13 protein-coding genes are annotated in these 14,786 nt (G+C 62.6%); 10 read left to right on the top strand and 3 right to left on the bottom strand.

Translation table 11 applies throughout. From position 1 onward, the window contains the following. The first annotated feature begins 5 nt into the window (after positions 1-5). The 3 genes from secD to ACJD00_RS08780 all read left to right on the top strand — a co-directional run bounded on the left by secD (position 6) and on the right by ACJD00_RS08780 (position 5,145). Entirely contained in the window at positions 6-1,694 is a 1,689-nt protein-coding gene (gene secD / locus ACJD00_RS08790; RefSeq protein WP_418906704.1) for a protein translocase subunit SecD, read from the top strand. Further along, positions 1,687-2,646, top strand: a complete 960-nt coding sequence (secF, locus tag ACJD00_RS08785) for a protein translocase subunit SecF (RefSeq protein ID WP_418906703.1) — start codon at positions 1,687-1,689, stop codon at positions 2,644-2,646. Before secD ends, secF begins: the two co-directional genes overlap by 8 nt. Positions 2,647-2,877: 231 nt before the next feature. Next, positions 2,878-5,145 carry a RelA/SpoT family protein gene (locus ACJD00_RS08780; protein ID WP_418906702.1) on the top strand — a complete coding sequence of 756 codons (2,268 nt, stop codon included), beginning with the start codon at positions 2,878-2,880 and terminating at the stop codon, positions 5,143-5,145. A 1-nt stretch (position 5,146) separates the two neighbouring features. Here the strand turns inward: ACJD00_RS08780 and ACJD00_RS08775 are convergent, their stop codons facing one another. Continuing rightward, positions 5,147-5,752 (bottom strand): hypothetical protein, encoded by a 606-nt coding sequence (locus tag ACJD00_RS08775; protein WP_418906701.1) that lies wholly within the window; start codon positions 5,750-5,752, stop codon positions 5,147-5,149. 57 nt (positions 5,753-5,809) lie between these two features. After that, on the bottom strand, positions 5,810-7,168 hold the full coding sequence (locus ACJD00_RS08770) for a DUF349 domain-containing protein (protein WP_418906700.1): 1,359 nt from the start codon (positions 7,166-7,168) through the stop codon (positions 5,810-5,812). A gap of 146 nt (positions 7,169-7,314) precedes the next feature. On the opposite strand from ACJD00_RS08770, the gene hisS reads away from it, so the two are divergent. The 3 genes from hisS to ACJD00_RS08755 all read left to right on the top strand — a co-directional run bounded on the left by hisS (position 7,315) and on the right by ACJD00_RS08755 (position 11,413). Next, positions 7,315-8,637, top strand: coding sequence for a histidine--tRNA ligase (gene hisS, locus ACJD00_RS08765; protein ID WP_418906699.1), 1,323 nt, complete (start codon positions 7,315-7,317; stop codon positions 8,635-8,637). A 69-nt stretch (positions 8,638-8,706) separates the two neighbouring features. Further along, entirely contained in the window at positions 8,707-10,500 is a 1,794-nt protein-coding gene (gene aspS / locus ACJD00_RS08760; RefSeq protein ID WP_418906698.1) for an aspartate--tRNA ligase, read from the top strand. Between the two features lie 190 nt (positions 10,501-10,690). Continuing rightward, on the top strand, positions 10,691-11,413 hold the full coding sequence (locus ACJD00_RS08755; RefSeq protein WP_418906697.1) for a CPBP family intramembrane glutamic endopeptidase: 723 nt from the start codon (positions 10,691-10,693) through the stop codon (positions 11,411-11,413). Here ACJD00_RS08755 and dtd read toward each other — a convergent pair. Then, positions 11,379-11,816: a D-aminoacyl-tRNA deacylase gene (gene dtd, locus ACJD00_RS08750; protein ID WP_418906696.1), complete on the bottom strand. Its 438-nt coding sequence runs from the start codon at positions 11,814-11,816 to the stop codon at positions 11,379-11,381. The genes ACJD00_RS08755 and dtd overlap by 35 nt on opposite strands. Positions 11,817-11,862: 46 nt before the next feature. Between dtd and ACJD00_RS08745 the strand changes: the two genes are divergently transcribed. The 4 genes from ACJD00_RS08745 to ACJD00_RS08730 all read left to right on the top strand — a co-directional run bounded on the left by ACJD00_RS08745 (position 11,863) and on the right by ACJD00_RS08730 (position 14,774). Then, positions 11,863-13,248: a replication-associated recombination protein A gene (locus ACJD00_RS08745; RefSeq protein ID WP_418906695.1), complete on the top strand. Its 1,386-nt coding sequence runs from the start codon at positions 11,863-11,865 to the stop codon at positions 13,246-13,248. Between the two features lie 187 nt (positions 13,249-13,435). Then, positions 13,436-14,059: a 30S ribosomal protein S4 gene (gene rpsD / locus ACJD00_RS08740; RefSeq protein ID WP_309407042.1), complete on the top strand. Its 624-nt coding sequence runs from the start codon at positions 13,436-13,438 to the stop codon at positions 14,057-14,059. 123 nt (positions 14,060-14,182) lie between these two features. Continuing rightward, positions 14,183-14,554 carry a DUF948 domain-containing protein gene (locus ACJD00_RS08735; protein WP_418906694.1) on the top strand — a complete coding sequence of 124 codons (372 nt, stop codon included), beginning with the start codon at positions 14,183-14,185 and terminating at the stop codon, positions 14,552-14,554. Between the two features lie 10 nt (positions 14,555-14,564). Next, positions 14,565-14,774 carry a hypothetical protein gene (locus tag ACJD00_RS08730; RefSeq protein WP_309407045.1) on the top strand — a complete coding sequence of 70 codons (210 nt, stop codon included), beginning with the start codon at positions 14,565-14,567 and terminating at the stop codon, positions 14,772-14,774. Positions 14,775-14,786: the final 12 nt, after the last annotated feature.

Genomic DNA, 14,786 nt, shown 5'->3' with positions numbered 1-14,786 from the left:
AATAGATGTCATCAACTGGACCTGTAAAGCAGGCGCGTAGGGCGTTGCTCTGGTTGTTGGTCGTAGCCGTCATCGCAACCGGAATCCTGGTTGCCGGTGTGACTGCGGGCAAAACAGATGCCAGTCCAAAACTAGCCCTGGACCTTGAGGGCGGCACCCAGATGATCCTGGCGCCGCAAGTCAAGGGCAACGAGTCGATCAGTCAAGAACAGCTCGATCAAGCGGTGGAGATTATCCGCCAGCGTGTGGACGGTAGCGGTGTTTCCGAAGCGGAGATCACCACCCAGTCCGGCCGCAACGTCGTTGTCTCGATGCCTGGCGTTCCCAGCAGCGAGACCCGCGAACTTATTCGTGCCTCGGCCGATATGGAGTTCCGTCCGGTGCTAATCGCCGGACCGTTCACCGCCACTCCGGAAGCCGATCGTACTCCCGAGAAAGATATTCCGAAGCCGGAGGGCGACCCCAAGGACGCTTCGGATACCAACTGGATCACCCCCAAGCTCTATAAAGAGTTCGAGGCTTATGATTGCGCCGTCGAACTAGCCAAGGCGGATCGCAACGAGGATGACCCGGCCAAGCCGATGATCTCTTGCGATCCCGGGCAGGGCGTGAAGTACATTCTTGGCCCGCAGGAAATCCCCGGCGACCAGATCAAGGACGCCTATGCGGGGATGGTGCGCGGCTCCCAGGGCGCTGTCACCGGTCAATGGGCCGTGAACCTCGAGTTCAACGGCCCGGGTACGAAGACCTTCTCCGAGACCACCCAGCGCTTGGTGGCCCTGCAGGGTTCGCGCAATCAGTTCGCGATTCTGCTCGACGGCACCGTGCTGACCGCGCCAACGACGAACAATGTCATCTCCGATGGACGGGCGCAGATTACCGGTGGCTTCACCGAGGAGTCCGCGCAGGCTCTGGCGCAGCAGCTGAAATACGGTGCGCTGCCGATTAGCTTCGATATCCAGTCCGAACAGCAGATCTCGGCCACGCTCGGTGCCGACCAGCTCCGTACCGGCCTGTTGGCCGGTGTGATCGGTCTGGTTCTGGTCTTCATCTATTCGCTCTTCCAGTACCGTGCTCTGGGCCTGGTGACCATCCTGTCGCTGCTGGTCTCGGGTGTGCTCAGCTACTTGGCGCTCGTGTTGCTCGGTTGGGGCATGAACTACCGGCTTTCGCTGGCCGGTGTCGCCGGTCTGATTGTGGCCATCGGTCTGATCGCCGACTCCTTCATCGTCTACTTCGAACGTGTGCGCGATGAGTTGCGTGACGGTCGTCCGCTCGCAAGCGCCGTCGACATCGGTTGGGGCCGTGCTAAGCGCACGATCTTGGCCTCGAAGGCCGTGAACTTGCTGGCCGCCGCCGTGCTGTATCTGGTGGCCGTGGGCAACGTGCGTGGTTTCGCGTTCACTCTGGGCCTGACCGCCATCATTGACCTCATCGTCGTCTACGGTCTGACCCACCCGCTGCTCACCATGCTGGCACGCACCCCGTTCTTCGCCGACGGGCACCGCCTCTCCGGTCTGGACCCATCGTTGTTGGGCGTTGAGCCGCTGTACAAGGGTGCGGGACAGATCCGACGCTTCAACCCCACCGCGGAGGGGAAGCGCAAGCCGAAGGCGAGCGCCGAAGCCAATCGCCGGTTGACCATCGCCGAACGACGGGCAGCTCAAGAAAACCGGGAGGAAGCCAATGAATAAGCTAGTGTCTTGGGGCAATGAGCTTTACACCGGCAAGCGTTCCTACCCCTTTACGGGAAAGCACCGGCTATGGTTCCTTATCGCCGGTCTGCTGGTGATCGCCTCGATCCTCGTGCCGGTCGCCAAGGGCGGATTCCACCTCGGCATTGAGTTTCGTGGTGGCTCGGAGTTCATGATTTCTTCGGTGCAAAACACCGACATCACCATCGGCGAGCAGGCCGTCAGTGAGGCAGTGCCCGGGCAGGATGCCACGGTGACCAACATTGCACCGCAAACCATGCGCGTGCAGACCGAGCGCCTCTCGGATGATCAGACCCTGGCCATCGCCGGCAAGCTCGCCGAGGCCTATGGGGTCTCCGACAAGGAAGTAACCAGCAACTTCATCGGCCCGACCTGGGGCGAGGACGTTTCGCGGCAGGCGCTACTGGGCCTGGTGGCCTTCGTCGTGCTGGTGGCGCTGCTCATGGCCGCCTACTTCCGTACCTGGAAGATGTCGATTGCCGCTATTGTCGGTTTGTTGGCCGTCGCCATCATCACCTCCGGTATTTACGCCCTGTCAGACTTTGAAGTCACGCCCAGTGCGATCATTGGCTTCTTGACCATCTTGAGCTTCTCGCTCTATGACACGGTGGTGGTCTTCGACAAGGTGCGCGAAAATACCGCGAATTTCACGGAGCAAACAAAGCGCAGTTTTGAGCAGCTGGTGAATCTGGCCATTAACCAGACCCTGGTGCGTTCCATTAACACCTCGGTGGTGGCCGTGCTGCCCGTGGCCTCGATCCTTTTCATCGGCTCCATGATCTTGGGCGCCGGTACATTGAAGGACCTGTCGTTGGCGTTGTTCGTCGGTATTATCGTCTCCACACTGTCGACCTTGTTCATCCAGGCGCCGTTCTACTACTGGCTGCGCAGCAAGGATAAGGACGTACTGGAACAGCGCGAAAACCTGTAGTCGGGGATTTCGCGAGTCTGCCGGTAAGTGCTGGACTTCGGGTGGCGTTCGAAACTACGGTTTCGGGCGCCACCTCTGGTTAAAGCAAGGCAAGCATAATTAGTTGTGTGAACTTGAACGTGTTATAACAAATGAACTGCACAATGTGCCGTGCGCCCCGAATCACTCCGGGCCGACGGCCTCTTCATGGGCACGCTGAGCACCGTTAACGGTGGGGGGAAGGAGTGAGGCATGGCGAATACGTCTAACCTCAACGGTAATAAGCGGCGGTCGATTTCTCGTCTGGTGCGCTTTGCCGGGCGCGGCACGACCGAAGGTACCTCGCCCACCCTCGAACCGTTGCTGCGCACCGTCAAGGCCCAGCACCCCAAGGCCGACCTCAATCAGCTCATTCATGCTTATGAGGTCGCCGAGAAGTACCACGACGGTCAAAAGCGCAAGAGCGGCGACCCCTACATCACCCACCCGGTCGCGGTGGCCACCATTCTGGCCGAAATGGGCATGACCGGTTCCATTCTTGCCGCGGCCTTGCTGCACGATACCGTCGAAGATACCGACTACTCCTTGGAGTCGGTCACCAAAGAATTCTCCGAAGAGATCGCCATGTTGGTCGATGGCGTGACGAAACTCGACAAGGTCACCTACGGGGAGGCCGCACCGGCCGAAACGGTGCGCAAGATGGTCGTCGCGATGTCGCGGGATATCCGCGTGCTTCTGATCAAGTTGGCCGACCGGCTGCATAACGCACGCACCTGGCGCTATGTTTCGCCCGAGTCCAGTGCGCGCAAGGCCAAAGAAACCCTCGAGATTTTCGCTCCGCTGGCGCATCGCTTGGGTATGAATACGGTCAAGTGGGAGCTCGAGGACCTCTCCTTCGCGGCGCTACACCCCAAGGTCTACCAGGAAATCGTGCGGATGGTGGGGGAGCGCACCCCCGAACGCGAAAAGTATCTGGCCAATGTGCGCGGCACCCTGCATCAGCATCTGACGCGCGATCATGTCGAAGCCGTCGTCTCGGGGCGCCCCAAGCATTACTATTCGATCTACCAAAAGATGATCGTGCGCGGTAAGGACTTCGACGACATCCATGATCTGATGGGTGTGCGCATTCTGGTGGACTCGGTCAAGGACTGTTATGGCGCGCTGGGTATCGTCCACGAGCTCTGGAACCCCTTGCCGGGCCGGTTCAAGGACTATATTGCGCTACCGAAGCTGAACCTGTATCAGTCTCTGCACACCACCGTGATGGGACCCGACGGCAAACCTGTCGAGATCCAGATTCGCACCCACGACATGCACCTGCGCGCCGAATATGGTGTGGCCGCGCACTTCCAGTACAAGCACGGTTCCAACGCAAACTCCATGCTCTCCCCGACGCAGAATATGGACTGGTTGCGTTCCCTGATGGAGTGGCAGCAGGAGACCACCGACTCCGAAGAATTCCTCGACGGGCTTCGCTACTCGATTAGTTCCGCCGAAGTGTATGTCTTCACTCCCAAGGGCGACATCATGTCGCTACCCGTCGGCGCCACCCCGGTCGATTTTGCCTACGCGATCCACACCGATGTTGGCCACCGAACCATCGGCTCCCGCGTGAATGGCAAGCTCGTCCCGCTACATACCGAGCTACGCCAGGGCGATATGGTCGAGGTCTTTACCTCCAAGGCCGAAACCGCTGGCCCTTCCCAAGACTGGCAAAACTTTGTTCGCTCGCCACGAGCCAAGGCCAAGATCCGTCAGTACTTCAGTAAAGAGCGCCGTGAAGAGGCGATCGAAAAGGGCAAGGAGCTGCTCACCAAGGAGCTGCGCAAGAGTCACCTGCCGCTACAGAAGGTGATGACCCACGAGCTGCTCACCGCGGTCGCCACCGAATTGCACCATGTCGACATCTCGGCCCTCTACCAGTCGGTCGGGGATGGGCACACCAGCGCACAGAATGTGCTCGAACGCCTCACCGCCCTCGTCGGCCCACCGGAGAGCGAGCAGGTCGAGGAAGAAGCGCTGGTCAGTGTCGCCACACCGAAGGCCAGCACGGGTAACGATGCCGGTGTGATTGTCGAGGGCGTGGGCGACGTGTTGGTGAAGCTGGCGCGCTGCTGCACCCCGGTGCCCCCGGATGACATTCAAGGATTCGTCACCCGTGGCGCTGGCGTCTCGGTACACCGTACGGACTGTTTGAACCTCGCACAGCTGGCCAATCAGCCCGATCGGCTGGTCAACGTCGCCTGGGCCGACAAGCACCAGGGCGTCTTCCTCGTGGAGATTCAGGTCGAAGCCCTGGACCGCAAATCGTTGCTCTCCGATGTCACCCGCATTCTGTCGGAAAACCATCTGAACATTCTGGCCGCCAGTGTCCAAACCTCGAAGGAACGCGTGGCCATCTCCCGCTTCTCCTTCGAGATGAGCGACCCGAAGTTCCTGAACCATGTGTTGAACCAGGTTCGGCGCATCGATGGTGTTTACGACGTGTACCGTACGACCTCGGGGAACCGCCGCTAGGTTAGGCGGCACGTAACTGATAGGACTCCACCAGCCGTAACCCGCGGCGCACGCTGGGATGATCCGCTCTACCTTCGAGCGCCGTGGCCACCGCGTCGAGGCTCAGGAATTGATCTCCCAGAACCCGAACCCGGCGCAACACGTCGGCTGCCACATGGATCTCGTCCCAGCATGCGACATCGCAGACCGTGCGAAGCAGCGTCGTCACCAGAACGCCGTGCCGGTACTGAATTTCGTCATCCCGAAAGCTGAGCCGCACGAAATCAAAGGTCGGCCCCTCGGGTAGCGCATAGGGCCGATGATACTCATCGCTGGAAATACATAGCACCGAGCTATGCGGTAGCAGACCGTGAATCCATGCCGCCGTCAGCCGACAGAGCACGTCGCCGGGGGCCATTCGAGAGCCGGCCAAATAGGCGGCGATCCGCGTGCGGACGGTCGGGTCATAGGGGTGGTCGGTGCGTAAGAAACAGCCGCCCATGGTTTCGCGTAAGAGTCCGCGATGCACCAGAGCACCCAGTTCATTGCGGGAGAAGGGCTGGCCAACCATGAATAAATCTTCGGGTATACGCAACGCGGCGGCGCGTTGCTTGTTGACTTGTTCCATGAGGGAAGTCAATCAGCACGCGCCGCCGCGTGGCGGTCGCCGAGGCGATTTGTGGATTTACTGGAAGTCGGCGGCCGACTTCTCCAGGGTGTTCAGCCACATGCGGCGAGCCTCGAGGGCTTCACGGGCCGCATCGATCTGCTTGGCGTTGCCAGCAGCCTCGGCCTGAGCCAGATCATCTTCGAGCTGCGCGATGGTGTCCTGCAGCTGCGAGAGCATCGAGTTCGAACGGGCCTTGGTCTCCGGGTTGGAGCGACGCCACTGCTCGTCTTCGGCGCTCTTCACGGCATCCTCAACCTGACGTAGCGCGGATTCCACGCGCTGCAGATCGCCGCGCGGAACCTTACCGGCGGCATCCCAGCGGTCGCGGATGGAGTCCAGTGCCTTCTTTGCGGCCGCAAGATCCTTGATCGGCAACAAGGCACGAGCCTCTTCCAGGAGCGCCTCCTTGACCACGAGGTTCTCGCGGAACTCGGCCTCGACCTTCGCATTCTGCTCGGCACGGGCCTGGAAGAACACATCCTGAGCGGCACGGAAACGGCTCCACAGGGCGTCGTCATCCTTGCGCGAGGCACGGCGCGACTTCTTCCACTCGTCCATCAAGCGACGGTACTCGGCGGCCGTTGCACCCCAGTCCGTGGAGGTCTGCAGTGCCTCGGCACGCGCGATCAGCTCTTCCTTCACACGCTTGGCTTCGGCGTTGTTGGAGTCCAGCTGCGAGAAGAACGCCCGGCGGTGACGATCAAAGGTCGTGCGGGCCGCACGGAATCGCTTCCACAGGGCATCTTCGGTGGCTCGCGGCAAACGCACCGACGAACGCTGCGCTTCCTTCCACTGGTCGAAGAGCTCGTTCATGGAACCCGAGGCAGTCTTCCACTGCACCTGTTCGGGGCGCTTCGCGGCCAGTTCCTCGGCCTTTTCCACGATGGCTTCGCGCACCGCAAGCATCTCGGCGCGGGCGGCCTCGGCGGCCTTGCGCTGATCGGCCTGCAACGACTCGATGGCCACGCGCAGGGTTTCCACGCGGGACTCGAGGGCGGCAATGTCGCCGACCATATGGCGCTCGACGATCAACGAGTTGATCGTCTCGAGGGCCTTATGCATGTCATTGGCCGGTGCCTTGGCGGCAACGCGCTGCTCGAGCAACACGATCTGGGCGATAACGTCGTCGTACTTACGCACGAAGTACGCCAGTGCTTCTTCCTTCGTCGCGTCCGGGTACTGGCCTACCGGGTGCTCGGTGCCGTCGATGATAACGAACACATGCCCGTCATCGGTCACGCGGGCGAACGCCGCGGCCTCTTCGAGCGAGGTGGCCGGTGCGGCCGGGGTTGCTGCCGGTGCATTGGCGGCGGGCTTAACAGCCTGCGGCACGGGGATGGTCTTCTGGTCGTCGGATTCTTGACTGGTGGTCACCGCTGGAACTCTTTCATGATTTTGAGCATTTGCTAGTGGCTACTCTACCTGTGAGGTGCACCGCGATGTAACCGTGGCTACGTAAACAGCGAGGTGTGTTGCGAAGTAAGATGGACAGGCAGTTTTGTTTCGTTTCAAGGAGATTCATGGCACGCAAGGCCTCATTGTCCGGTTTTCCCGAATGGCTACCCGCGGAACGCGTTGTCGAGCAGCATGTGCTGGACACCTTGCGCAGAATCTTCGAATTGCATGGATTCGCCAATATCGAAACCCGTGCGGTGGAAACCCGCGCCCAGTTGTTGCGCAAGGGCGAGATCGATAAGGAAGTGTACGGGCTCTCCCGCTTGGCCGCGGAGGACGATAAGCACGACCCGAACGTACTGGCCCTGCATTTCGATCTGACCGTGCCCTTTGCCCGTTACGTCGTGGAGAACGCCGGTCACCTGGCCTTCCCATTCCGGCGCTACCAGATGCAGAAGGTTTGGCGTGGCGAACGACCACAGGATGGTCGCTTCCGCGAGTTCACCCAGGCCGACATCGACGTGGTGGGCGAGGGCGAACTTCCCTTCAGCTACGACGTGGAGCTGGCGCTGACCATTGCCGACGCACTCTCGGCACTGCCGATCGGCGACTTCCGCCTGCGCGTGAATAACCGAAAGCTCGCCGAAGGCTTCTACCTGGGTCTGGGGTTGGGCGACCCCGACGCGGTACTGCGCGCCATCGACAAGCTGGAGAAGATTGGCCCCGACGCGGTCGCCAAGATCCTCATCGAGGAGGTCGGCGCCAATGAGCAGCAGGCTCGCGCCGCCCTGGATCTGGCCCAAATCCGCTCCCTGGATACCGGGTTCGTGGATCAGGTCCGCGCCCTGGGCGTCAGCCACGAGCTGCTGGAGATCGGGCTCGATGAACTGTCGCAGGTTATCGCCGCGGCCTCGAAGCGGGCTCCGGGCAAGGTCATGGCCGACCTGTCGATCGCCCGCGGGCTGGACTACTACACCGGCACCGTGTACGAAACGGTGCTCGTGGGCCACGAGTCGCTCGGCTCCATCTGCTCCGGCGGCCGCTACGAATCGCTGGCGACCAAGGGCAAGAAGAACTACCCGGGCGTGGGCCTGTCGATCGGCGTGACCCGTTTGATTTCCCGGATCCTGGCCGAGGAGACCGTCAGCGCTGCCCGCAGCGTGCCGTCGGTGGTTTACATCACCCTGGCTAACGACGAGTCCTGGCACGAGGCACAGGATGTTGCCGCGCAGCTTCGCGGCCGGGGGATCGCCTGCGAGGTGGCCTCCAGTGCCGAGAAGTTCGGCAAGCAGATCAAATACGCGGACCGTCGCGGCATTCCATTCGTCTGGTTTACCCAGCCCGATGGTAGCCACGAGGTCAAGGACATTCGCTCGGGCGAACAGTTCGCGGCCGATCCGACCAGCTGGCAGCCGCCGGCCGAGGATCTGACGAACTTAGTGAAGTAAAGCTCGTGCACTAAACTCGTGTGCAGCGGCAAGCTGCCACATCCACCTGTTCCAACCGAAAGGATCGTAGTGCTACGCACTCATCAGCTGGGCGAACTTCGCGCCGAGCACATTTCAGAGCAAGTCACCCTGACCGGCTGGGTGGCCCGGCGCCGCGACCACGGCGGCGTGGCTTTCTTGGACCTGCGTGATGCCTCGGGCTTCGCCCAGGTGGTGGTGCGCGATGAGGCCGACTTCCACCCGCTGCGCAATGAATTTGTGCTGCAGGTCAAGGGCACCGTGGAACGCCGCCCGGAGGGCAACGAGAATCCTGCCCTGCCGACCGGCGAAATTGAGGTGATCGCCGACGAGGTGATCGTGCTGAACACCTCCGCCCCGCTGCCGTTCCAGATCGATGAGCATGTCGAGGTCGGCGAGGAGGCGCGTCTGCGTCACCGCTACCTGGACTTGCGTCGCCCGGCTCCGGCCAAGGCCCTGCGGCTGCGCTCGGAGGCGAACCGTATCGCCCGTAACCTGCTGCACGATCAGGGTTACGTGGAAATCGAGACCCCTACGCTGACCCGCTCCACCCCGGAAGGAGCCCGTGACTTCGTGGTGCCGGCCCGTCTGGCCCCGGGTAGCTGGTACGCGCTGCCGCAGTCGCCGCAGCTGTTCAAGCAGCTCCTTCAGGTCGGTGGCTTCGAGAAGTACTACCAGATCGCGCGTTGCTACCGCGATGAGGACTTCCGCGCCGATCGTCAGCCGGAATTCACCCAGCTGGACATCGAGGCCTCGTTCGTTGAGCAGGATGACATCATCGCCCTGGGCGAAGCCCTGGTGAAGGAACTGTGGGCCCTGATCGATGTGGAGATCCCGACCCCGATTCAGCGCATGACCTACGCCGACGCCATGGCCAAGTACGGTAGCGACAAGCCGGATCTGCGTTTCGGTTTGGAACTGACCGAAATGACCGAGTACTTCGCCAACACCACCTTCAAGGTGTTCCAGGCCGATTACGTCGGCGCCGTGGTGATGCCAGGCGGCGCGTCGCAGCCGCGACGCACGCTGGATGCCTGGCAGGAATTTGCCAAGCAGCGCGGTGCCAAGGGTCTGGCCTACGTGCTGATCAAGGAAGATGGCGAACTGGCCGGTCCGGTGGCCAAGAACCTTTCCGAGGAAGAGAAGGCCGGCCTGGCGGCCGCAACCGGCGCCAGCAACGGTGACTGCATCTTCTTCTCCGCCGGCGACAAGGCCGAATCCCGTGCCCTGCTCGGCGCGGTACGCGTGGAAATCGGTCACCGCACCGGCCTGATCAAGGACGGCGACTGGGCTTTCGTGTGGGTGGTTGACGCCCCGATGTTCGAGCCGGCCGCCTCCGCGGTCGCCTCCGGCGATGTGGCCGTCGGTGCCGGTGCCTGGACCGCTGTGCATCACGCCTTCACCAGCCCGAAGCCAGAGTTCGTCGACACCTTCGACACCGATCCGGCCTCGGCACTGTCCTACGCCTACGACATTGTCTGCAACGGCAATGAAATCGGTGGTGGTTCGATCCGTATCCACCAGCGCGAAATGCAGGAGCGCGTGCTGAAGGTTATGGGCGTGTCCCCGGAGCAGGCTGAGAGCCAGTTCGGCTTCCTGCTCGAAGGCTTCAAGTTCGGCGCCCCACCACATGGCGGTATCGCCTTCGGCTGGGACCGTGTGCTGCAGCTGCTGACCGGGTCCGATTCGATTCGCGATGTTATCGCCTTCCCGAAGACCGGTGGCGGGTTCGACCCGCTGACCTCGGCTCCGGCACCGATTACCGCGCAGCAGCGCAAGGAAGCCGGAATCGATTTCAAGCCCGAGAAGAAGAAGGCCGAAGCGCAGGCTCCGGCGAACTCCTAAGGGTTTAGTTGTTCACCATCGCGGGTTGGTCGGCACCAGATATGGTGCTGACCGGCCCGCGACGGGCATTTAACCGGCACTTGACGGCGTCAAAGATCAAAGTCCGCGGACCAGTTCCATGGGGCACCGGGCTTGTTAGCGTCGCCCCATGACATTGGGTGGGCGCAGGACCTCGAGCCATGCTCGTAGCGTGGCGCGGGCGATAGTCACGGCAGTTAGCATTCTGGTGGCGCGCTTTGTGCTGATCCAACTGGCCTTGTGGGTTGCGCCGTGGCTGGGGATCACCGGCTGGTACGCGGGTTTATTCGCGAATTTTTGGTGCGTGGTGGCGGCGCTCATCCTTGTGCGTTGGCTACAGCTTGGCCACGGCCAGGGGGTGATGCTGCTCTGGCACTCGCGCCGGGCGGCTGTGTGGTTGCTGCCCTTTCTCGCCGAGGCGCTGATGTGGTTGGTGGCGCCCGGGGACTTCGCGATGCGTGAGCCGGGCTGGGCGCTGTGGATCCTTACCCTGCTGATGGTGGGGATCAATGAGGAGCTTTTTCACCGGATGGCGGTGCTCAGCACGCTGCGCCGTGCCTTGGGGCCGGTGGCCTCGGCGGTCCTTGGCGGCGCCCTGTTCGGGTTGGCACACCTGTCGCTACTGGCCACCACCAGCCGTGCCGTGGATGATGTGTTGCTCAACGTGCTGGCCTCGGCCACCTACGGGTTCGCGTTGGCCGCGTTCCAGCTACGCTTCCATTGGTTAGCGCCGCTGTTCCTGGTCCACGCGCTGGCCGATTTCACCGTGCTCATGACCACCCCGGCCCCGTTTGCGGCCTACCTGCTGGTGCACGTGGGTTTTGTGCTCCTCGGGGTGCTGCTCTTACGTTCGCAGCCCGCTAGGGCAGGTCGGCAGAGTCGACCAGTACGGTAAAGGGCCCGGAATTGGTCAGCGAGACTTCCATCATGGCCCCGAACACCCCGGTGGCCACCGTGGCACCTAGCGAACGCAGGTGGGACACGAAGTACTCGTACAGCGGTTCGCTGTGTGCGCCGGGGGCGGCGGCACTCCATGAGGGACGGCGGCCCTTGCGCACCGACCCATAGAGCGTGAACTGGCTGATCACCAGCAGCGGTGCCCCAGTGCTGGCGCAGCTACGTTCCTCGTCGAGAATCCGTAGTTCGTAGATTTTCTCGGCAACCTTCCGCGCGGTGGCCTCGTCATCCTCGTGGGTGATCCCTAAGAGCACCACCAACCCCGGTTCCGTAAGCTGCCCGACCACCTCGTTCGCTACGTGGACGGCGGCCTGGCTGGCCCGTTGCACTACTGCGCGCATGACGCTCCTTTCTGCTCGTGTCCCAGAGTATCGGTAGGCTGGGACGGTGAACGATTTGCTCGACGCCCTGAACGAGAACGACCCGGAGGATTCCGGGCGCGGCGTCCATCGCCCGCGTCCGCCCCTGGCGGTACGCATGCGCCCGCGCACCTTGGATGAGCTCGTGGGACAGCAGCATCTGCTGGGCCCCGGCTCGCCGCTGCGTCAACTGGCCGAGCACCCGGATACCGGGCCGGCCGGACCGTCCAGCGTGATCCTCTACGGGCCCCCGGGGATCGGTAAAACCACGATCGCGCACGTGATCGCGCGGGCCACGGACCGCAAATTCGTTGAGCTTTCGGCCATTACCGCCGGGGTGAAAGATGTGCGCCGGGTGCTGGAACAAGCCAAGGACGACCGGGATCTGCGCGGCTTGACCACGGTGTTGTTCCTCGATGAGATCCACCGTTTCAATAAAGCCCAGCAAGACGCGTTGCTGCCCGGCGTGGAAAACCGGGTGGTGGTGCTCGTGGCCGCCACCACCGAAAATCCATCGTTCTCGGTGATCTCCCCGCTGCTGTCCCGCTCGTTGATGCTCACCCTGCGCCCGTTAACCGACGCGGATCTGATGGAGCTGGCCACCCGTGCGGTCAGCGATGAACGCGGATTCAACGGGGAGGTCGAGCTACCCGATGAACAGCGCGAGACGATCGTGCGCTTGGCCCAGGGCGATGCCCGCCGGGTACTCACCGTCCTCGAGGCCGCCGGCGCCGTGGCCTGGAACGCGGCCGGGAAGAACCCGCGCACACCGGTACGGATCGAGACCGAGCACGTCCAGTTGGCTATGGATCAGGCGGTGCAGCGCTATGACCGGGATGGGGACCAGCACTACGACATCATCTCGGCGTTCATCAAGTCGATCCGCGGGTCGGATGCGGATGCGGCACTTCACTATCTGGCGCGCATGCTCGCCGCGGGGGAGGACCCGCGATTTGTGGCGCGTCGGCTCATGATTAGCGCGTCGGAAGATATTGGGATGGCCGACCCGAGCGCGCTGCCGCTGGCCGTGGCCGCGGCCCAGTCGGTGCAGCTGGTGGGCATGCCCGAGGCACGGATCATGCTGGCGCAGGCCACCGTGCACCTAGCCACCGCCCCGAAATCCAATGCCTCCTACATGGCGTTGAATCAGGCGCAGGCCGATGTGGCCGCCGGTAAGGGGTCGCGGGTGCCCGATCACCTGCGCGATGCGCACTATCCCGGCGCCAAGCAGCTGGGCCACGGGGTGGGGTACGTGTATTCGCACGATGCGCCGCACTCCATCGCCACCCAGCAGTACGCCCCGGACGATCTACTCGGGGTGGACTACTACCAGCCCACGGAGAACGGGGCCGAACGCTCCATCGGTCAACGTCTGGCGAAGTTACGCCAGATCATCCGGGGCAAGCGACAATAATTGCGAGCATTCTCACGCCGGGCACAGCGAGCATAGTGGTGTAGACTTGATCCTTGGCTGGCAAGCCGGTGGACGAGATTCTCGTCGCACCGGTTGCAGTGTTAACGGGACGCGACGCCCGGGCACTCTCCATTGAACCGCGGAGGCCAGCCTTGCTCACGTCGCCAGAAAAGAAAAGGACACATCAATGGCTAACGCCCGTGCCCGCCGTACCGTGCGCCTCTCCCGCGCACTTGGCATTGCCCTGACCCCGAAGGCCGAAAAGTACATGGAGCGCCGTCCGTACGGCCCCGGTCAGCACGGCCGTGCTCGCAAGAAGCAGGACAGCGACTACGCTGTGCGTCTGCGCGAAAAGCAGCGTCTGCGTGCCCAGTACGGCATCCGCGAGACCCAGATGCTGGCTGCCTTCAAGGAAGCCAAGCGCCTCGGCGGCCAGACCGGTGACAACCTGCTGGCCCTGCTCGAGACCCGCCTCGACGCCCTGGTGCTGCGTGCCGGCTTCGCCCGCACCATCGCACAGGCCCGTCAGCTGGTCGTGCACCGCCACATCCTGGTCAACGGCCAGCGCGTGGACCGTCCGTCCTTCAAGGTGAAGCCGGGTCAGATGATCCACGTTCACGAGAAGAGCGAGAAGATGGTTCCGTTCCAGCTTGCCGCCACCGGCGAGCACAAGAACGTGCTGCCGGCCGTTCCGGGCTACCTGGACGTCAAGCTCGAGTCGCTGCAGGCTACCCTGCTGCGCGCTCCTGAGCGTGCCGAGATCCCGGTGACCTGCGAAGAGAACCTCGTGGTCGAGTACTACGCACGCTAAATCTAGGTGCGTTCCAAGGGCCCGTAGCCGCTATCGGCTGCGGGCCCTTGGGCTAACTAACACCCAGCGTTGCCGGTTCGATAAGGTGGACTGGCAACAAAACCCAAGCGGAAGAGGAAGCACATGTCGGGTTCGGATATTGCGGGGTTAATCGCCGCGGGCGTTTTCGCGGTTCTCGTGGCACTGCTGGCGGTGCCGATTCTTAAACTGGGTAAGGTCTTCGATGAGCTACGCGGTTCGATCAAGGAGCTCTCCGATGGCACCACCCCGCTCTTGGGCGAGGTGACCACCACGGTGGCGACCACCAACGACCAGCTCAAGAAGGTCGATACGATCACCTCGAATGTGTCCGATGCCACCGCCAACGTTTCGGCCCTGTCCTCGCTGGTCGCCGCAACCGTGGGCAAGCCGCTGATCAAGGTGGCCGCCTTCACCGCCGGTGTGAAGGAAGCGATGAACGCAAAGCCGCGCGGTACGCACCGCCGCAGCCGCTAAGGAGACTAGAATGAAAAAGCTTTTCTGGGTTGCTCTCGGCGTGTCCGTCGGCGTGCTGGCGGCCAAGAAATACACCGAAATTTCCTCCGGGGCGGCACTTAACCGCCAGGTCGGGCGCTATGCGGACCGGCTCTCGGACATTGGGCAGGCCTTCCGTGAGGGGATGGCCGCCCGCGAAGAAGAACTTCGTTCCGCCCTCGGCGTGAACGACGCTAAGTGAAGGGATCATCCG

Origin of the sequence: Glutamicibacter endophyticus (assembly GCF_048457885.1) — a bacterium.
GTDB classification, from domain to species: Bacteria; Actinomycetota; Actinomycetes; order Actinomycetales; family Micrococcaceae; genus Glutamicibacter; species Glutamicibacter endophyticus.
Note: the sequence above shows the minus strand (reverse complement) of the source record. Positions and strands in the feature narration are given on the sequence as shown.

Excerpts from the sequence above, each read along its gene's own strand:
- secD (WP_418906704.1), top strand. The coding sequence starts at position 6 with ATGTCATCAACTGGACCTGTAAAGCAGGCGCGTAGGGCGTTGCTCTGG.
- ACJD00_RS08780 (WP_418906702.1), top strand. The coding sequence starts at position 2,878 with ATGGCGAATACGTCTAACCTCAACGGTAATAAGCGGCGGTCGATTTCT.
- ACJD00_RS08775 (WP_418906701.1), bottom strand. The coding sequence starts at position 5,752 with ATGGAACAAGTCAACAAGCAACGCGCCGCCGCGTTGCGTATACCCGAA.
- ACJD00_RS08730 (WP_309407045.1), top strand. The coding sequence starts at position 14,565 with ATGAAAAAGCTTTTCTGGGTTGCTCTCGGCGTGTCCGTCGGCGTGCTG.
- secF (WP_418906703.1), top strand. The coding sequence starts at position 1,687 with ATGAATAAGCTAGTGTCTTGGGGCAATGAGCTTTACACCGGCAAGCGT.
- ACJD00_RS08735 (WP_418906694.1), top strand. The coding sequence starts at position 14,183 with ATGTCGGGTTCGGATATTGCGGGGTTAATCGCCGCGGGCGTTTTCGCG.
- dtd (WP_418906696.1), bottom strand. The coding sequence starts at position 11,816 with ATGCGCGCAGTAGTGCAACGGGCCAGCCAGGCCGCCGTCCACGTAGCG.
- rpsD (WP_309407042.1), top strand. The coding sequence starts at position 13,436 with ATGGCTAACGCCCGTGCCCGCCGTACCGTGCGCCTCTCCCGCGCACTT.
- hisS (WP_418906699.1), top strand. The coding sequence starts at position 7,315 with ATGGCACGCAAGGCCTCATTGTCCGGTTTTCCCGAATGGCTACCCGCG.